The following is a 16398-nucleotide window of genomic DNA, read 5'->3' on the forward strand; positions in this document are numbered from 1 at the left end:
CAGCAGGAAATGGGAAATTTTAATGGGGTAAGGTATAAGCAAAACAAAACAGGCTCAGGCGGCTACCAGGAACCTGAAGTATTTTTTCCCCCATGGCTTCCAGGGTGGCACCGGTTGTAATGACATCATCTATTAATAAAACGTGTTTGTTTTCGATGGCATCAGGTTGACTGACCCGGAAAACTTCCCGCATATTTTGCCAGCGTTCGGATCGGTGCTGTGTTGTTTGGGAACGGGTTGGGGTAATTCTTTTCAGGCAATCGGGTAATATAGGCAGACCTGTTTGCTGTTGAATGCCGATTGCCAGCAGTTCCGCCTGGTTGTATCCTCTTGTTGCTTTTCTTTTGGGATGCAGCGGCATCGGCAGGAGGCAGTCTATTTTTGATATCCATTTGGCGGATTGGAGATGAAAGCCCATCCAAGCTCCTAATTGAAGACCTAATTCCTTTCTGTAGGAGTATTTTAATTGGTGTAGGATTTCTTGTACCATGCTTTTGTGAGTGAAATAGGTGGTTGCAGCGGCATGTTCTAGAGAAAGCCGGCCATAAAAAATCTTTTCTACCTCATTGGCTGGCAACTGAGTAAATCCGGTTACAGGTAGTTCAAAAAGGCAGGAGCTGCAAATGCCTGCATGCTCCGATAATTGATTGGTACCACAAGCGGCACAGGTATGTGGAAAGAAAACAGATTGAATGGCATGAAGTATAGGCGAGTTCATTCACCAAACTACAAATGAAGCTTAGCAGTTGCAAGCGTGTTTTCACCGGATTGTTGGATCAGCCAAATAACAATTGATAAACGTCTTCTACTCTTGCCAGCGGCACTATTTCGATATTACCAGCATGCGTGATATTTCCTTTTTGTCCGAATCGGGAGATGAGTATTTTCTCGAGTCCGAGTTTTTCTGCCTCTGAAATTCGTTGTTCTACTCTGTGAACAGAACGGATTTCTCCACTTAGTCCGACTTCCCCGGCAAAACAGGTGGTGGATGGAATCGGGATATCGGTAAAAGAACTGAGTAGTGCGCATAACACGGCCAGGTCGATGGCCGGGTCTTCCACTTTTAATCCGCCGGCAATATTCAGAAATACATCTTTAGTACCGAATTGAAAGCCGCCTCTTTTTTCCAGTACAGCTAATAAAAGTTGTAAACGTCGCGAGTCAAATCCTGAAACAGTTCGTTGGGGTGTGCCATAAACGGATGGTGTAACCAGTGCCTGCACTTCAATCAGGAAGGGCCTCATTCCCTCAATAGCGGCTGCGATGGCAATGCCGCTGAGTTGTTCACCGGTATGGGATAACAGAATATCACTTGGATTGAGAACGGGTTTCATTCCGGCTGAACTCATTTCATAAATGCCCAATTCTGAAGTGCTACCAAAACGATTTTTCTGTGTGCGAAGAATCCGGTAGGCATAATGGCGATCGCCTTCAAACTGCAACACAGTGTCTACCATGTGTTCCAGGATTTTCGGTCCGGCTATTGCACCATCTTTAGTGATATGACCAATTAGGAAGACAGGTGTATTGGATTCCTTTGCATACCGCTGCCATTCTGCAGCCGTTTCTCTTATCTGCGAAACACTGCCAGGAGAAGATTCAATGGTGGGGGTGTATAAGGTCTGAATGGAATCAATGATAACGAGGTCGGGCTGGAGTTGTTTTATCTCCTGAAAAATTTGCTGGGTATTCGTTGCCGTTAGTAAATAGAAGTTTTCACTTTCGTAGGGAAGTCTTGTTGCCCGAAGTCTTACCTGTTGTTCACTTTCTTCTCCGCTAACATATAGAACTTTCACATGGCTCAGTTGCAATCCTACTTGTAAGAAGAGTGTTGATTTGCCAATTCCTGGTTCACCTGCAACAAGAACAATACTGCCATTTACAATTCCTCCTCCAAGTACACGATTCAATTCGGTATCGGGCGTTACTAATCTTGCTTCTTTGGTTACGGGTACATCCTGTAATCTTGTAACAACTGCTTTATATCCTGAACCTTGTTGCCATGGAGTGGAAGGTGCTGATTCTTTTTGTTTGATTTCTTCGACAAAACTGTTCCATTGTTGACAAGCGGGGCATTTACCTAACCATTTGGGACTTTCATATCCACACTGTTGACAGAAGAATGCTGATTTGGTTTTGGCCATGATGAAGGTGAAAGGTGAAAAGTGAAAGGTGAAAAAGTAAAAGGTGAAAAGTGAAACGTGAAAAAGCTAAATCATCATACGAAATTAGACAAAGTAAAAAGGCCAGCATTACTGCTGACCCTTTACTTACTAACCCATTAAATTCTTGCACTAAATTACGAATAAGGGGCACATTTCAAAATAAATTTTTGCCCCTGTGAATAACTTTTACGGGCTGGGGGAGGGGCGCTTTAGGTGTCCAAGTAATTATCTAAATAACTGATAATAAATAAGTTATGTTTACATATTAAAAATCGAGAAAATCTCTCACAGGTAATATTGTCAGGTTAAATTTGGGTGATTTTACCCGGGTGTCAAAACGTCGGAAGTTCGACGTAAAAAAGGCTGATTTGGGGGAAATTGGTTAAATTGGAGAGTGCTTTGATAATAGAATTGTAGATAAAAAATTCATTTATGACACCTTCCATTATGTTCGTTTCCTTGTTGTTTGTGGGCATCAGTATGCTGGTTTCCTACATGCTGAAAAGTAAGATCCGGAAGTATTCGGAAACACCGATGCGTTCAGGGTTATCCGGACAGGAAATCGCGCAGCGTATGTTAAAAGAAAATGGTATATATGACGTGCAGGTAACCATGGCTCAGGGTTTTCTGAGCGATCATTATAATCCATTAACCAAAACAGTTGCTTTAAGTCCGGATATCTACCAGGGTCGGAACGTGGCCGCTGCTGCAGTGGCTGCTCATGAATGTGGACATGCCATTCAGCATGCGACAGCTTATCCCTGGTTAACCATGAGATCCAAGCTGGTACCGGTAGTTCAAATGAGTTCCATGCTGGTACAGTGGGTATTGCTGGCGGGTATTATGCTAATCAATACCTTCCCCAGCCTTTTGCTTGGAGGTATTATACTTTTTGGTCTCACTACCTTGTTTTCCTTAATTACCCTGCCGGTTGAGTTTGATGCCAGCAAAAGGGCGCTTGCCTGGCTGGAGCAGACTAATATCACTACAGCTCAGGAGCAACCACAGGCAAAAGATGCCCTGAAATGGGCGGCCATGACCTACTTAGTTGCAGCAATTGCATCTTTGGTAACGTTGATCCAATACATCTTTATCTATATGGGAAGAAGCAGAGACTAACTGTTTTTAAAAAATAGAAAGCCGGTTTGAAGGGTCCAAACCGGCTTTTTTTATGCTTATTCAAATTATAAATATAAATATATAAAACTATAACGTTAAAAATCGTGTTAAATAGTGAATATTGTGGATAATAATTAATATAGAAAATAATATAATATAAAATATTTTTTGAAATAATTTTTACTATAAAAACAGCAGAATTGGAAACTAAACTGTCTAGTTATTAATAATTTGATATTTTTTTAACAAAAAACCCTCAAATTTGTCGGGTTGAATTTTTAACCGCCACCTTTTTTGGCAAAACTAACACACGTGAATATGGCTGCAAGAAAAAAAATGGCCGGATGGCTCTGGAGCCTTGTGCTTCTGTTCGCTGCAACTACGGTGCAGGCCCAGGACCGGCAAATCACCGGAAAAATTACGGATCGTTCAAATGGTTCTCCTATGGTTGGAGCTACCGTTACAGTTAAGGGAACAACAATTTCCACTGCTACGGAAGTTGATGGTACATTCAGATTATCTGTTCCAGCTAATGCGAAAACTCTTGTAATCAGCTCTGTTGGCTTCCAGACTACGGAAGTACCAGTAACAGAAAATGTTTCAGTAAGTTTGGTTACAGGTAATGATGCGCTTAGTGAAGTAGTAGTAGTAGGTTATGGTTCACAGATTCAGCGTGAACTGACTGGTAACATTGCGAGAGTTAAATCAAAAGACATCGAAAACCTGCCTCTTCCCAGTGTTGATCAGGCCCTGCAGGGTAAGGCTGCGGGTGTTTATGTTAACTCTCAGTCTGGTAAACTTGGTCAGGCTGTAACTGTACGAGTTAGAGGAAACTCATCCATCAGTGCCAGCAGTCAGCCGCTTTATGTATTGGATGGAGTTCCCATTACTTCAGATGATCAGAGTTCTTATGGTGGAGCCATGAACCCACTGATCGATTTGAACCCTAATGATATTGAGTCAATGGAAGTGTTGAAGGATGCTGCTGCCGGTGCGATCTACGGATCCCGTGCTGCCAATGGAGTGGTTCTAATTACTACCAAGCGTGGTAAAACAGGAAAGACTTCAATTTCTGCCAATTTCCAGACAGGTGTAGCAGAAGCAACCCGCCGGGTTCCATTCCTGAGTGCCCAGGAATATGCACAAATGTTTTTCCAGGCTGCTGGCTACAGGGATAATGAAGGAGGAATTGATCCGAATGATCCGGATAGCTGGACTTCTTATGCCAGAAGCTTTCTTGATTATTATAGTTTTGGTCAGTGGTCTGAAACATCAACTGCCAACTATGACTGGCAGGATAAAGCTTTCCAGAAAGGAAATTACAACCAGGCAGATATCCAGATGAATGGCGGTAATGATAAAACCAAATTCTTCGCCTCATTACAGTATATGGATCAGATTGGTACCATCGTTGGTAACAACCTGAAAAGATTGGCTGGAAGACTGACTGTAGATCATGCTGCTACCAACTGGTTGAATGTTGGTTTCACCAGCAGTTTGTCAAGAACCACCACCCGCCGTTTGCCTGGTGATAATGCGTTCTCGAATCCAGTTCAGGCATCTGCTCTCCCTAATATTACTCCGTTCACCGACCCAGAAACTGGTTTATTGACTGGTACACCTCCTGGTGATGAATTCAGAACCCTTTATTTCAATCCCTTTATTTCTATTGAATACGCAAGATATGTTCAACAGAGTTACCGTAACTTCTCCAACGCCTATGCTCAGGCGAAGATTTTACCGGGTTTAAATTTCCGTTCTGAATTTGGTCTTGACCTGCTTGCACAACAAGAAGAAGGATACTGGGGTAAGGAAAACAACAGGAACACTTCTGCACCAAATGGTGTGGGTGAGTATCGTTCAGCATTTGTTTTCAACTATAACACGAACAACTATTTTACGTATAACAAAGAAATAGGAAAGAGTAATGTTGAAGCAGTTTTGGGTATGCAATTCCAGAAATCACGTGCTAACTACAGTTATGTAGAAGGTCGCGATTTCCCATCCAATGCATATCAGAAGATAGCCAGTGCTGCTACCAAGTCTGATGGTAGTTCTTCTCAAACCGAGTTCTCATTCCTCTCCTATTTTGCAAGGGTAAACTATAAATATGATGACAAGTATTTATTGTCTCTTAGCTTGAGAAGAGATGCATCTTCGCGTTTCGGTAGAAATTCCAGAAATGGTTATTTCCCGGCTGCTTCAGTAGGCTGGATTCTTTCTGAAGAAAACTTCCTAAGCAAAAGCGATGTGCTTTCATTCCTGAAACTGAGAGCAAGCTATGGTATTGTGGGTAACGCGGAAATTGGAAATTTCCCTCAATTGGGACTGTATATCGGTGATGCAGGTTATGCAGGAGCTGCTGGTCAGCGTCCTTCACAAATTGCTAACCCTAACCTCAAATGGGAAACAACCAAACAGTTTGATATTGGCCTTGACTTCGGTTTCTTCAACAACAGGATCAGTGGTGAACTTGATTACTATGTAAAAAATACTTCAGGCCTTCTGCTGAACGTAAACGTACCTGCTACCAGTGGATTTACCTCCCAGGTACAGAATGTGGGTAAGCTGGAAAATAAGGGTATTGAAATCGTATTGAACACACAGAACCTGGTAGGAGCTTTCAAATGGTCTACCAGTCTTAACATGGCAAGAAACCGTGGTAAAGTGGTGGATTTGAATGGCCAGGTAATTGAAGGTGGGGTTGGTAGTATGAACCGTGTAATGGAAGGTCAGCCAGTAGGTGTTTTCTACACAGTTGAATATGCTGGTGTTGATCCTCAGAATGGTGACGCCTTATTCTATCGCAATACCAACAACAACGGTCAATTGGATAAATCTACCGTTAATGCTGCTGGATACAATTCAGCTCAGCGTGTAGTTACTGGAGACCCGAACCCTGATTGGGTGTTTGGATTTACCAATAACTTCTCCTACAAAGGTTTTGATCTTTCTGTATTCTTTAATGGTGTTACTGGAAACCAGATCAATATTTATGGAATGGGTCGTTATTCTTCTGCAAACTTCCGTTTCGAAGATAACCAGACACGTGATCAGCTGGCTGCCTGGACTACTCCTGGTCAGATCACTGATATTCCCCAGGCCCGTTTGTACCGGAACAACGGTGCGCAAATCAGCAGCCGTTATATAGTAGATGGCGATTTCATTCGTCTTAGAAACCTCACATTGGGATACAATCTGCCAACTTCGGTTGTTAACAGACTGAAATTGTCCAAACTGCGCGTGTATGTAAGTGGTCAGAACCTCTGGACAATTACAAACTACCCTTATTGGGATCCTGAAGTAAATGCGGATGATTTCGATTCCAACATTGCAAAAGGAAACGATTTCTATACAGCTCCTCAGCCAAGAACAATTCTCTTTGGTATCAATGTTGGACTGTAATTGTAGTTAAAACCTTTAATTAGATGAACATGCGAAGAATCATAAATATATGTCTGGCAGTTTTCTTCTTAACTGCCTGTGAGAAAAAGCTAGATCTGAGTCCGACCCAGAGTATTTCCCAGGAGAACGCGCTATTAACCGAGGGTGATGTAAAAGTGACCCTTATTGGTGCTTATGATGGGTTACAATCAGTTACGCTGTACGGTGGTGATATCCAGGTTGTAAACGAATTATTAGGTAATACTGATAATATTCTGTTTACAGGAACATTCGCCGGTCTGGCTGATATACACGCCCTGGAAATTACTACCCAAAATACATTTGCGCGTGATACCTGGATCCAGGCGTACAATACCATTAACAGGGTAAACAACGTGTTGTCTGCTCTTGATAAGGTTACTTCTTCACCTGAAGAACGTGATCGCATAGAAGGGGAAGCTCTTTTCATAAGAAGTGCCCTTTATTTTGAATTGGTAAAATTGTTTGCCAAAACATGGGGTGATGGAGATAATAACGCTAATCCCGGAGTTCCTTTGATACTTACACCAACTGCCGGAATCTCTGAATCCGATTATGTATCACGTAACAGTGTCGCTCAAGTATATGCAAAAGTGATTGAGGATCTTACCCGTGCTGAGTCGCTATTGCCAACAAGCAATACTATCTATGCAAGTAAGGGTGCTGCAGCAGCAATGCTATCAAGAATTGCGTTGATGCAGGGTGATTATGCTGCTGCCCGCGATGCTGCAAACAGGGTTATTGCCAGTGGAGAATATAGCCTGGAAGGAAATTTTGAAAATCTCTGGTATTTATACATGAATAACGGAGGAGCTAACCCGGCGGAGTATATTTTTTCTATGACAGTAACACAACAGGATGGCGCAAACAGCATGAATACCTATTTTGGTATCAGTATTGGAGTAGCTGGAACAGGTGGTAGGGGTGATTGTAAAATCCTCGGAGCTCATTTAAATAAATATGAAGAAGATGATGTTAGAGGTGAGTTTTTTGCTCAGGTTGGAGCTAACTTCTATACTCAAAAGCATCTGGATATTTTTGGTAACGTTCCGGTAGTTCGCCTGGCTGAAATGTATCTGACCCGTGCAGAAGCAAATCTTCGACTGGGAACCAGCGTTGGCGATTCTCCGCTTGATGATGTAAACCTGATTCGTGATCGCGCAGGTTTGGATCCACTGCCTGCTGTTACGCTTCAAAACATTCTTAATGAAAGATTCCTGGAGCTTGCATTTGAAGGTCAGGCACTCTCTGATGCTAAGAGGACCCGTAGTAATTGGTCAGGTAATGCCTGGAATTCTGAATTACTGATCCTTCCGATTCCTCAAAGGGAGATCGATGTGAACAGTAACCTGGTTCAAAACGAGGCATACGATTAATTTGTAGCCCTTATCAATAAAATAAAAGCCGGATCATTTGATCCGGCTTTTATTTTTAAAGATTTAAAGTAATTACAACTTTATCTCCTCCTCATGATCATCGTAAAAATGAAACTCGGTTAGGTGATAGTTGGTATTCTCCTGCAACTTGATGTTTTGTTTGAAACGACGCTTCCATTTCCAGAATTTGCTGAAGATCCAGCCCTTGGTGAGATAAGCATACATTATAGGATGCACCACGAGGGTCAGGTTGGAATGTTTATGCGTTATAAGATAATTCAGGTTCTTCTCGATTTCATCTTCCAGAACTAATGAAGAGGATATTTTACCCGTACCATTACAACTGGGACAAACCTCCATTGTATTGATGTTCAGCTCCGGTTTCATCCGCTGACGCGTGATTTGCATCAGACCGAATTTGGAGATCGGTAAAACTGCATGTTTGGCACGATCGGGTTTCATCATTGCCTCCATCGCGTCCATCAGTTTCTTCTTGTTCTCGGGTAGCTTCATGTCGATAAAATCTACCACGATAATGCCACCCAGGTCGCGTAAACGTAACTGACGGGCGATCTCCTCTGCAGCTTCCATATTGGTTTCCAGGGCATTCTGCTCCTGGTTATTGCTCACACTTTTGTAACCACTGTTCACGTCAATGACATGCAGGGCTTCCGTATGTTCAATAATCAGGTAAGCACCACTGGGCAGGTTAACAGTCTTACCAAATGCTGCTTTTACCTGTTTGGTAACGCCATACTGATCAAATATGGGAGAGCCATTGTGATAAAATGAAACGATATCTGCCTTATCGGGAGCAATACGCTGGATATAAGTCTTGGTATCGTTATAGAGATTCCGGTCGTTCACTACGATGCGGTTGAAATCTTCATTGAGCAGATCCCGCAACATACTGGTGGTCTTGGTTTGCTCACTGAGAATTTTGGCCGGAGCAGCTGCCCCTTTGAGGTTCTGCTGAATGGTTTTCCAGGTTTCTACCAGTGCCAGTAAATCTTCATGCAACTCTGCTGTGTTTTTACCTTCCGCTGCGGTTCTGACAATCACTCCAAAATTCTTGGGCTTAATCGCTTCAATGATTTTTTGCAGGCGCTTACGTTCGTCCGCAGAATGAATCTTACGGGAAACAGCTACTACATCATTAAATGGCGTGATGACCACAAAGCGGCCTGGCAGCGATATTTCACAACTTAAACGGGGTCCCTTCGCTGCAATCGGCTCTTTCAGGATCTGTACCAAAACATTGGGTTTGCCACCCAATACTTCATTGATTTTTCCGGTTTTTACAATTTCAGCTTCTACTTCAAACTTGCCGAAGTCAAAACTGCCGGCAGTATCAGCAATGGATTGTTGTGTGAATTTGAGGAGCGATTTGGCATAGGGGCTCAGATCCGTATAATGCAAAAAAGCATCCTTTTCGAACCCTACATCCACAAATGCAGCATTCAAACCAGGTATCAGTTTGCGTACCTTCCCTAAATATAAATCCCCGACAGCAAAACTGGCATCTGCTTTTTCGTTGTGCAGTTCCACCAGCTTCTTGTCTTCCAGGAGAGCTATCTCAACACCCTGGGGCGCTGAGTTAATAATTAATTCCTTGTTCAAGCGAGTAATCTTTTAACATCAGTCCAATCTCACCAAAAGGAACTCAGCTGTGTTTGATAGGAACGATGGTTTTTAGTTTTTTGCAATAATCACCTACAACCACGTAAAACGAACAGCTGAAAGGGAATAAAGCCGGAATAAGTTAATTCATTCCGGCTTTATATAAAGGCGTTGAAAGAAGGAAAATTATTTCTTCTTCTTATGACGATTCTTTCTCAATCTTTTTTTCCGCTTGTGCGTCGCAATCTTATGACGCTTTCTTTTTTTACCACAAGGCATCTTCAGTACTATTTACAATGTTAACAATTCAAATCACTTCAGTTGTTTGATACGCTTTTCCAGTTCTGCTTTTAATACCGGATTCTCGATATGTTCGGCAGCGTGCTCATACCATTCAATCGCTTTCGCTTTATCGCCTTTCCGCTCGTATCCTTCTGCCAGCATCAGCAACACTTCCAAATCATGGGGTTCGGACAAGGCAACTTTTTCCAGGCGTTCAACCGCTTTGTCGTATTGCCCCGATACAATTCCTCCGATGCCCAACATTTTCTGCGCATACATATTGGTGGAATCTTTCCTGCTTACTTCCAGAATTTTCTGGATACCCTGCATCACTGCCTGGGGATTTTCTGCGGAAGCTCCAAAAATATACGTGCTTCCCAATCCCACCTGCAGTGAATCATTGGAAGGATTCAACTCAATTGCTTTTTCAAATAACTCTTTCGACTCGCCGGCAAGCCAGGATTTTAGTCCCGGATCCTCCACAGCGCGGAGGTTATCCAACAAGATTCGGGCTGCAAAGGTGAGACTTTTTTCAGAATTTTCCAACTTGGCTGATTCCGCGGTATAATAGGCGAATGGAACGAAGGCCCTGGCAGAGTCACTCCAGAACCTTGCCAGCTGCTGAAAATTCCTGATTTTTTGCTCTTTTACATCCCCCCGAACCACAGCTTCGCTTAATCCATTTACATAGGTTTGCTGCGATTCACTGAGTTTGGCGGTTGCGCCTTTAATAACGGACTGAATATCAAATGTTTCTGATGGTACAGAAACATTTGCCCCAGTTTTTGCTTTTACAGGCGGGGTCGTTTTGCCAAAGAAAAAAATTACCAGTAGCAGAAGAACACCGCTACCTGCTACCAAAATTTGCTGCTTTTTCAAATCCTACATTTAAGGCAGCAAAATTACATTTCTTCGTCGGGGTTTGGTTGCCCTTCCTTAACTGTTTTGAGTTTTTTTACTTCCTGCACAAATTCCTTGGCAGGTTTAAAGGCGGGAATAAAATGTTCGGGAATCTCAACGGCAACATTCTTTTTGATGTTACGCCCGATTTTGGCTGCTCGCTTTTTGGTAATAAAGCTGCCAAAACCCCGGATGTAAATGTTCTCTCCCTGCGATAACACATCCTTCACCTCTTTGAACATTGCTTCCAGGGTTACCAGCACATCCACTTTTGGGATGCCGGTTTTTTCTGCAATTTGATTGATGAGGTCGGCCTTTCTCATAATTCACCTGTTTTGAATCTTTTGTCAAGTGGCGGAATGCTGGCCAGTTAACCCGGATTCCACAACAATGCGGTTTTGTTTTGTTAATATAAAATAAACTTCTAATCCGTGCAACTCTTATGCAATTTATTGATTTTGAATTAAATTGAAATATTTTTCCAACATTCTGATGAACCTGCCCGAGTTTACCAAAAACCTGCTCAACTGGAACCAGTTCAGCAATACACGCCAGATGCCCTGGAAGGGTGAAACCGACCCCTATAAAATCTGGTTGAGCGAAATAATACTTCAACAAACACGTGTAGAACAGGGACTTGCATATTATGAAAAATTCATAAGCAGGTTTCCAAAAGTTCAGGACCTGGCTCTGGCTCAGGATGCTGAAGTGTTCAAATACTGGGAAGGGCTCGGTTATTACAGTCGCTGCCGAAACCTCCTGGCCACTGCCCGTTGGGTGGCTTTTGAAAATAAAGGACGGTTTCCTCCTGATTATGAAGGCCTATTGAAGCTAAAAGGGGTAGGCCCGTACACTGCTGCTGCTATCGCCTCCTTTGCATTTGCTGAACCCCGTGCCGTACTGGATGGAAATGTTTTCCGTGTGCTTTCAAGGTATTTCGGTATTACCACACCCATCGACAGTTTGACGGGCAAAAAACTGTATGCACAACTTGCACAGGCCCTGATGCCACCGGATCAGCCAGGAGCTTATAACCAGGCGATTATGGACTTCGGTGCCGTCGTATGTAAACCCCAGGCACCACTTTGTTCTGCTTGTGTACAGCGAACTGATTGTGAAGCATATCGGTTGGGGGTAGTGGGAGATCTGCCGGTAAAGGAAAAGTCTATCAAAAAAAGAACGCGCTATTTTTATTATTTCCTGCTAAAATGGAACGATCAATATTATGTAAGGCAAAGAGTTGGAGCCGATATATGGCAAGACTTACATGAATGGGTGCTTATTGAACAAGCAGAACCGCTTGCGACGGATTCTTCCATTTACCGGAATCTATTGAAAAAATACCTGGGAACTGCCAAACTCAAACAGCTGAGAGTAGGAGAGGAAGTGCGGCAACAACTGTCTCATCAAACCATTATCGGTCGATTTATTACTGCCGAACTTACCCAGCCGCTCTCAACTGAAACAGGGTATCAATTGCTTTCACCAGATGCTCTGGCCAAACTGGCGTTCCCCCGTTTCATCACCGCTTTTTCACCCAAACCCTGATTCACCCGTCCGGTGCCACCCGTCCGGTGGCACCGGACGGGTGAGGGACGTTAAAACTGCATTAATGTCTCAAAAACAAGGAATTCCTCCGAAAAAAAATTAATTTTAGAAAGTACAAACAGGGATAGACGATTTTAAACACAAATGAAAGCATATGAGAGGTGTAAACAGAGTGATGCTGATCGGAAACCTGGGCAAGGATCCGGATGTACAGTTTTTGGAAGGAAATATCGCAGTAGCAAAATTCTCTCTCGCTACCACTGAAACCTACAAGGATCGCACCGGTAAACTCATTTCACAAACAGAATGGCATACGGTTGTTTTATGGCGTGGTTTGGCTGAACTCGCCCAAAAATACCTTCATAAAGGCAGCCTGGTTTATATTGAAGGCCGTCTACGGACACGCAGCTGGGAAGACAAAGAAGGCAATAAAAAATTTGCAACTGAGGTAGTGGGTGATAACCTCATCATGCTCGATAAAAGAAATGATGTTCATGGACAATCCTTCAACGGATTGCACGGAGAAGGATTAGATGGGATTACAGGCGAAGATGCACCTCCAGAGTCCAATCCGGATCTTCCCTTTTGATTGGAGAAAATAGTGCAATTTTGCTTCTATTGTAAACAAAACCCACTGCTTTGGACTACGCTTCAGTTGATCCCTTTTCAAATACCATGCTGAGCCTCCTGTTCCTGGCTTCCAATGTACAGGGAACAACCGTAATGGTGATCCTGATTCTGGCACTATTGGTTATTTCCTATTTCATTTCGGGATCGATGGTCGCTTTTTTCAGCCTGACCAGCCGTGACATCAATATGCTAAAAACCAAGCAGGGAACTGCCTGGAAGCGAATCGTGAACCTGCTCGAAGAACCTAAGGTCCTGCTCGGTTCGATGCGGATTGGAAATACTTTTGTAAACATAGCCATTATCATCCTTTCCAATTTCCTGATCAATGAGCTGATGCCGATTCAGAACAGTTTCTGGTTCTTTGAACTATTGTTGAAAATCCTGATTGTTACTTTTTTTCTAATCCTTTTTGGAGAAGTACTTCCAAAAGTATATGCTTCTCAAAATAATCTGCGCTTCGCCCGGGATGCTTCCTTCCTGGTGGAAATTGTATACCTTCTTTTTAATCGGGTAAGCCGGTGGCTGGTTGGAATGTCTGAGGGAGTTGAAAAATCCTTGCGTTCTGAAGATGCAGCCAATCATTTCGAAGAACTGGAAGATGATTCCCTGGCTTCGGAAGAAGAAAAAAATATTATGAGGGGTATTGCCAAATTCGGCAACATTACAGTGAAGCAGATTATGAGAACCCGTCTGGATGTTAGCGGTGTTAATTTCAACACGACCTTTACGGATGTATTGAAACAGGTGGAAGCCCTTCATTATTCACGCATTCCCGTTTACCGGAACAACCTCGATGAAGTTGTTGGAATTCTTCATTCCAAAGATCTGCTTCCCTATCTCAAAGAAAGTGATTCCTTCAACTGGCACTCCCTACTCAGACAACCCTATTTCGTACATGAACAGAAACTGATTGAAGACCTGCTCCAGGATTTCCGCAATCGCAAAACACATTTTGCTGTAGTTGTAGACGAGTTTGGTGGAACCAGCGGCATCGTTACCCTGGAAGATATAATGGAAGAAGTAATCGGTGATATCAGGGATGAATTTGATGAGGAAGAAAGTATCAATCGCAAACTCGATGAAAACAACTATCTCTTCGAAGGCAGAACCATGATTTATGATGTTTGTAAGATAATGGACCTGCCCACTTCCACATTTGATACGGTAAAAGGGGAAAGTGATTCACTCGCCGGACTCATCCTGGAAGTTGCAGGAAAAATTCCCGCAGAGAATGAAGTAATTGAAGTGGGTGATTTTCAGTTGGCCGTTTTAGAACTGGATCGCAACCGAATTAAAAAAGTGAAAATAACGATCCGCCCCGTTTAACTATTTGTATGAGTTTATTCAAACGCTTCCCTGGTAAGATTACTGCCTATTTTATATTACTGCTGGTTCTGATTGGCTTCCAGCTGATTTCTGCCTGTAACAGTCCTTTTACACCTAAGCCCCGTGGTTATTTTAAAATCGCACTTCCGGAGCATGAATACCAGGTTTTCGAAAAACCCGGTTTCCCTTACAGTTTCGAATACCCGAAATATGCAACTATTATTCAGGATAGTACCTATTTTGATGATCAACCTGAAAATCCGTATTGGATCAACATCGATATTCCGTCTTTAAATGGAAGAATTTATATCAGCTATAACCAGATTGGAGGGAAAGCCAGGTACAAAGTTCAAAACAAATCAGGGGAATATGTTGATTCTTTCGGAGTTAATACATTCGATAAGTTGCTCAATGATTCGTACACCCTATCCTATAAACATTCCTATAAGGCAAGTTCGATTGAAGACAGTGCCTTTGTATCGCAGGGTGGAATAAACGGCATTTATTTTCGCATTGGCGGAAATACAGCTACTTCCAACCAATTTTTACTTACTGACAGCAGTCGTCATTTCCTGCGGGGAGCCCTGTATTTTGATGCGGCCCCCAATGAGGATTCACTTCGACCAATCAATAATTTTCTCCGGGAAGACCTGAAACATCTGATTAATACCCTTCGCTGGAAAAATTAATCAAGCGCACTATAGACCAATACTTTGAATTTTTCATGAATCTCACCATGACTATTTGGCCACTGGTTGATAAATAACTGCGCAACTATTTTTTGTTCAGGATCAATCCAGTAAGATGAACTGAATGCGCCACCCCAGTCGAAGCTGCCTTCGGATACTCCCAGCTTTAATGACTCCTTCGCCGAAGTAATTCCAAACCCGAGTCCGAATGAATTATAACCCGACTTTAAATGCCCAATCTGGTTGCTGGTCATGAGTTTTACCGAATTCGGACTAAGAATTCGTTTCCCGTTCAGGCTTCCTTTGTTCAACATCATCTGCATAAAAAGCGCATAATCATAAGCGGTAGATACCAATCCGCCTCCACCAGAATATAATTTGCCCTTTACATTCGGGTAATTCACAACCAAGCTGGTGCCATTGACATCCAGTTCCTCTTTCATAGTGGTAACTTTTTTAAGCGAGTCTTCACCATGTAATGCAACTAATCGATTCTGTTTATCGGATGGGAGATAAAACCAGGTATCTTTCATGCCCAGGGGTTCAAAGATCCGGGTACGAAAAAAATCTGCCAGTGATTGTTTGCTTACTACTTCAACGAGCCTGCCCAGCACATCTGTATTCAGTCCATAAGTCCATTTTTCTCCCGGCTGATGTTCAAGCGGAATAGATGCGATTTTATTAACCTGCTCTTCAAGCGAATGAAAAGGAACACCGATCTGACCAAATACTCCTGCTTTAGCTGCCATTGCATTATAGGTTTCTGATCCGATCTGCGCATAGCCGATACCGGAAGTATGTGTTAGCAGGTGCCGGATCGTAATCTTCCCTTTGGCTGGTTTGGTGGTAAAACTGGAATCTGCACTATTAAATTTATCCAGGACGGCAACTTTGGAGAATGCCGGAATGTATTTTTCAACCGGCTCATCCAGTAATAGCTTTCCTTCTTCAAGTAAGATCATCACAGCCGTACTGGTTATTGCCTTGGTTTGAGATGCGATCCGGAAAATATGATCTGTGCGCATTTTCTCTTTGGTTGAAATATTACTGCTGCCAAATGCTTTGTGGTATACAATTTGACCATCTTTTATAACAATGGCAGTAGCTCCGGCAATCCATTGATTATCGACATATTGTTGAATAAGCTGATCAATACGGTTGGCAGCTGCCGGAACAAAACTGTTGGTTTTGCTGGCTGGCGGTGTTTGTGCAAGCAGTATTGTCTGCAATAGAATGGACAGTAATAGCAGTACCGGTTTCATATTGGCTGATTTATTAAAAAAAGGTACTATTAATTTTTCGAAGAATTAACTTTGTCAA

The 16398-nt window shown here is 42.7% G+C and carries 13 protein-coding genes; 7 read left to right on the plus strand and 6 right to left on the minus strand.

Going from position 1 to position 16398, the window contains the following annotated elements; all coding sequences use genetic code 11:
- Window positions 1-19: 19 nt before the first annotated feature.
- Both MD536_RS13475 and radA read right to left on the minus strand, forming a co-directional pair.
- On the minus strand, window positions 20-718 hold the full coding sequence (locus MD536_RS13475) for a ComF family protein (protein WP_239600931.1): 699 nt from the start codon (window positions 716-718) through the stop codon (window positions 20-22).
- A gap of 58 nt (window positions 719-776) precedes the next feature.
- Window positions 777-2144, minus strand: coding sequence for a DNA repair protein RadA (gene radA / locus MD536_RS13480; RefSeq protein WP_239600945.1), 1368 nt, complete (start codon window positions 2142-2144; stop codon window positions 777-779).
- A gap of 453 nt (window positions 2145-2597) precedes the next feature.
- Between radA and MD536_RS13485 the strand changes: the two genes are divergently transcribed.
- From MD536_RS13485 to MD536_RS13495, 3 genes are all read left to right on the plus strand, one after another.
- On the plus strand, window positions 2598-3284 hold the full coding sequence (locus MD536_RS13485; RefSeq protein WP_239600946.1) for a zinc metallopeptidase: 687 nt from the start codon (window positions 2598-2600) through the stop codon (window positions 3282-3284).
- A 318-nt stretch (window positions 3285-3602) separates the two neighbouring features.
- The gene (locus MD536_RS13490; RefSeq protein WP_239600948.1) at window positions 3603-6689 is read left to right on the plus strand and encodes a SusC/RagA family TonB-linked outer membrane protein; all 3087 of its coding nucleotides are present in this window, start codon (window positions 3603-3605) and stop codon (window positions 6687-6689) included.
- Window positions 6690-6718: 29 nt separating this feature from the next.
- Entirely contained in the window at window positions 6719-8083 is a 1365-nt protein-coding gene (locus tag MD536_RS13495; protein WP_239600950.1) for a RagB/SusD family nutrient uptake outer membrane protein, read from the plus strand.
- A 72-nt stretch (window positions 8084-8155) separates the two neighbouring features.
- Here the strand turns inward: MD536_RS13495 and MD536_RS13500 are convergent, their stop codons facing one another.
- From MD536_RS13500 to MD536_RS13515, 3 genes are all read right to left on the minus strand, one after another.
- Window positions 8156-9703, minus strand: a complete 1548-nt coding sequence (locus MD536_RS13500) for an Rne/Rng family ribonuclease (protein ID WP_239600952.1) — start codon at window positions 9701-9703, stop codon at window positions 8156-8158.
- A gap of 312 nt (window positions 9704-10015) precedes the next feature.
- Entirely contained in the window at window positions 10016-10864 is an 849-nt protein-coding gene (locus MD536_RS13510; RefSeq protein ID WP_239600953.1) for a tetratricopeptide repeat protein, read from the minus strand.
- 23 nt (window positions 10865-10887) lie between these two features.
- Window positions 10888-11208 carry an HU family DNA-binding protein gene (locus MD536_RS13515; RefSeq protein WP_039136824.1) on the minus strand — a complete coding sequence of 107 codons (321 nt, stop codon included), beginning with the start codon at window positions 11206-11208 and terminating at the stop codon, window positions 10888-10890.
- Between the two features lie 145 nt (window positions 11209-11353).
- Here MD536_RS13515 and MD536_RS13520 point away from each other — a divergent pair, with 145 nt between their 5' ends.
- The 4 genes from MD536_RS13520 to gldD all read left to right on the plus strand — a co-directional run bounded on the left by MD536_RS13520 (window position 11354) and on the right by gldD (window position 15078).
- Window positions 11354-12433, plus strand: coding sequence for an A/G-specific adenine glycosylase (locus MD536_RS13520; protein ID WP_239600955.1), 1080 nt, complete (start codon window positions 11354-11356; stop codon window positions 12431-12433).
- Between the two features lie 154 nt (window positions 12434-12587).
- Complete coding sequence (locus tag MD536_RS13525; RefSeq protein WP_234866843.1) at window positions 12588-13022, plus strand: single-stranded DNA-binding protein; 435 nt, start codon at window positions 12588-12590, stop codon at window positions 13020-13022.
- 50 nt (window positions 13023-13072) lie between these two features.
- Complete coding sequence (gene gldE, locus MD536_RS13530) at window positions 13073-14389, plus strand: gliding motility-associated protein GldE (protein WP_239600956.1); 1317 nt, start codon at window positions 13073-13075, stop codon at window positions 14387-14389.
- A gap of 8 nt (window positions 14390-14397) precedes the next feature.
- Window positions 14398-15078, plus strand: a complete 681-nt coding sequence (gene gldD, locus MD536_RS13535; protein ID WP_239600960.1) for a gliding motility lipoprotein GldD — start codon at window positions 14398-14400, stop codon at window positions 15076-15078.
- On the opposite strand, the gene MD536_RS13540 is transcribed toward gldD, so the two are convergent.
- Complete coding sequence (locus MD536_RS13540; RefSeq protein WP_239600962.1) at window positions 15075-16340, minus strand: serine hydrolase domain-containing protein; 1266 nt, start codon at window positions 16338-16340, stop codon at window positions 15075-15077. The genes gldD and MD536_RS13540 overlap by 4 nt on opposite strands.
- Between the last annotated feature and the right edge of the window lie 58 nt (window positions 16341-16398).

Source organism: Flavihumibacter cheonanensis, assembly GCF_022352215.1.
In the GTDB taxonomy this organism is placed as follows: Bacteria; Bacteroidota; Bacteroidia; order Chitinophagales; family Chitinophagaceae; genus Flavihumibacter; species Flavihumibacter cheonanensis.

What these genes read in the sequence shown, in the direction of transcription:
- MD536_RS13475 (WP_239600931.1), bottom strand. Translation starts at nt 718, where the DNA reads ATGAACTCGCCTATACTTCATGCCATTCAATCTGTTTTCTTTCCACAT.
- radA (WP_239600945.1), bottom strand. Translation starts at nt 2,144, where the DNA reads ATGGCCAAAACCAAATCAGCATTCTTCTGTCAACAGTGTGGATATGAA.
- MD536_RS13485 (WP_239600946.1), top strand. Translation starts at nt 2,598, where the DNA reads ATGACACCTTCCATTATGTTCGTTTCCTTGTTGTTTGTGGGCATCAGT.
- MD536_RS13490 (WP_239600948.1), top strand. Translation starts at nt 3,603, where the DNA reads ATGGCTGCAAGAAAAAAAATGGCCGGATGGCTCTGGAGCCTTGTGCTT.
- MD536_RS13495 (WP_239600950.1), top strand. Translation starts at nt 6,719, where the DNA reads ATGCGAAGAATCATAAATATATGTCTGGCAGTTTTCTTCTTAACTGCC.
- MD536_RS13515 (WP_039136824.1), bottom strand. Translation starts at nt 11,208, where the DNA reads ATGAGAAAGGCCGACCTCATCAATCAAATTGCAGAAAAAACCGGCATC.
- MD536_RS13525 (WP_234866843.1), top strand. Translation starts at nt 12,588, where the DNA reads ATGAGAGGTGTAAACAGAGTGATGCTGATCGGAAACCTGGGCAAGGAT.
- gldD (WP_239600960.1), top strand. Translation starts at nt 14,398, where the DNA reads ATGAGTTTATTCAAACGCTTCCCTGGTAAGATTACTGCCTATTTTATA.
- MD536_RS13540 (WP_239600962.1), bottom strand. Translation starts at nt 16,340, where the DNA reads ATGAAACCGGTACTGCTATTACTGTCCATTCTATTGCAGACAATACTG.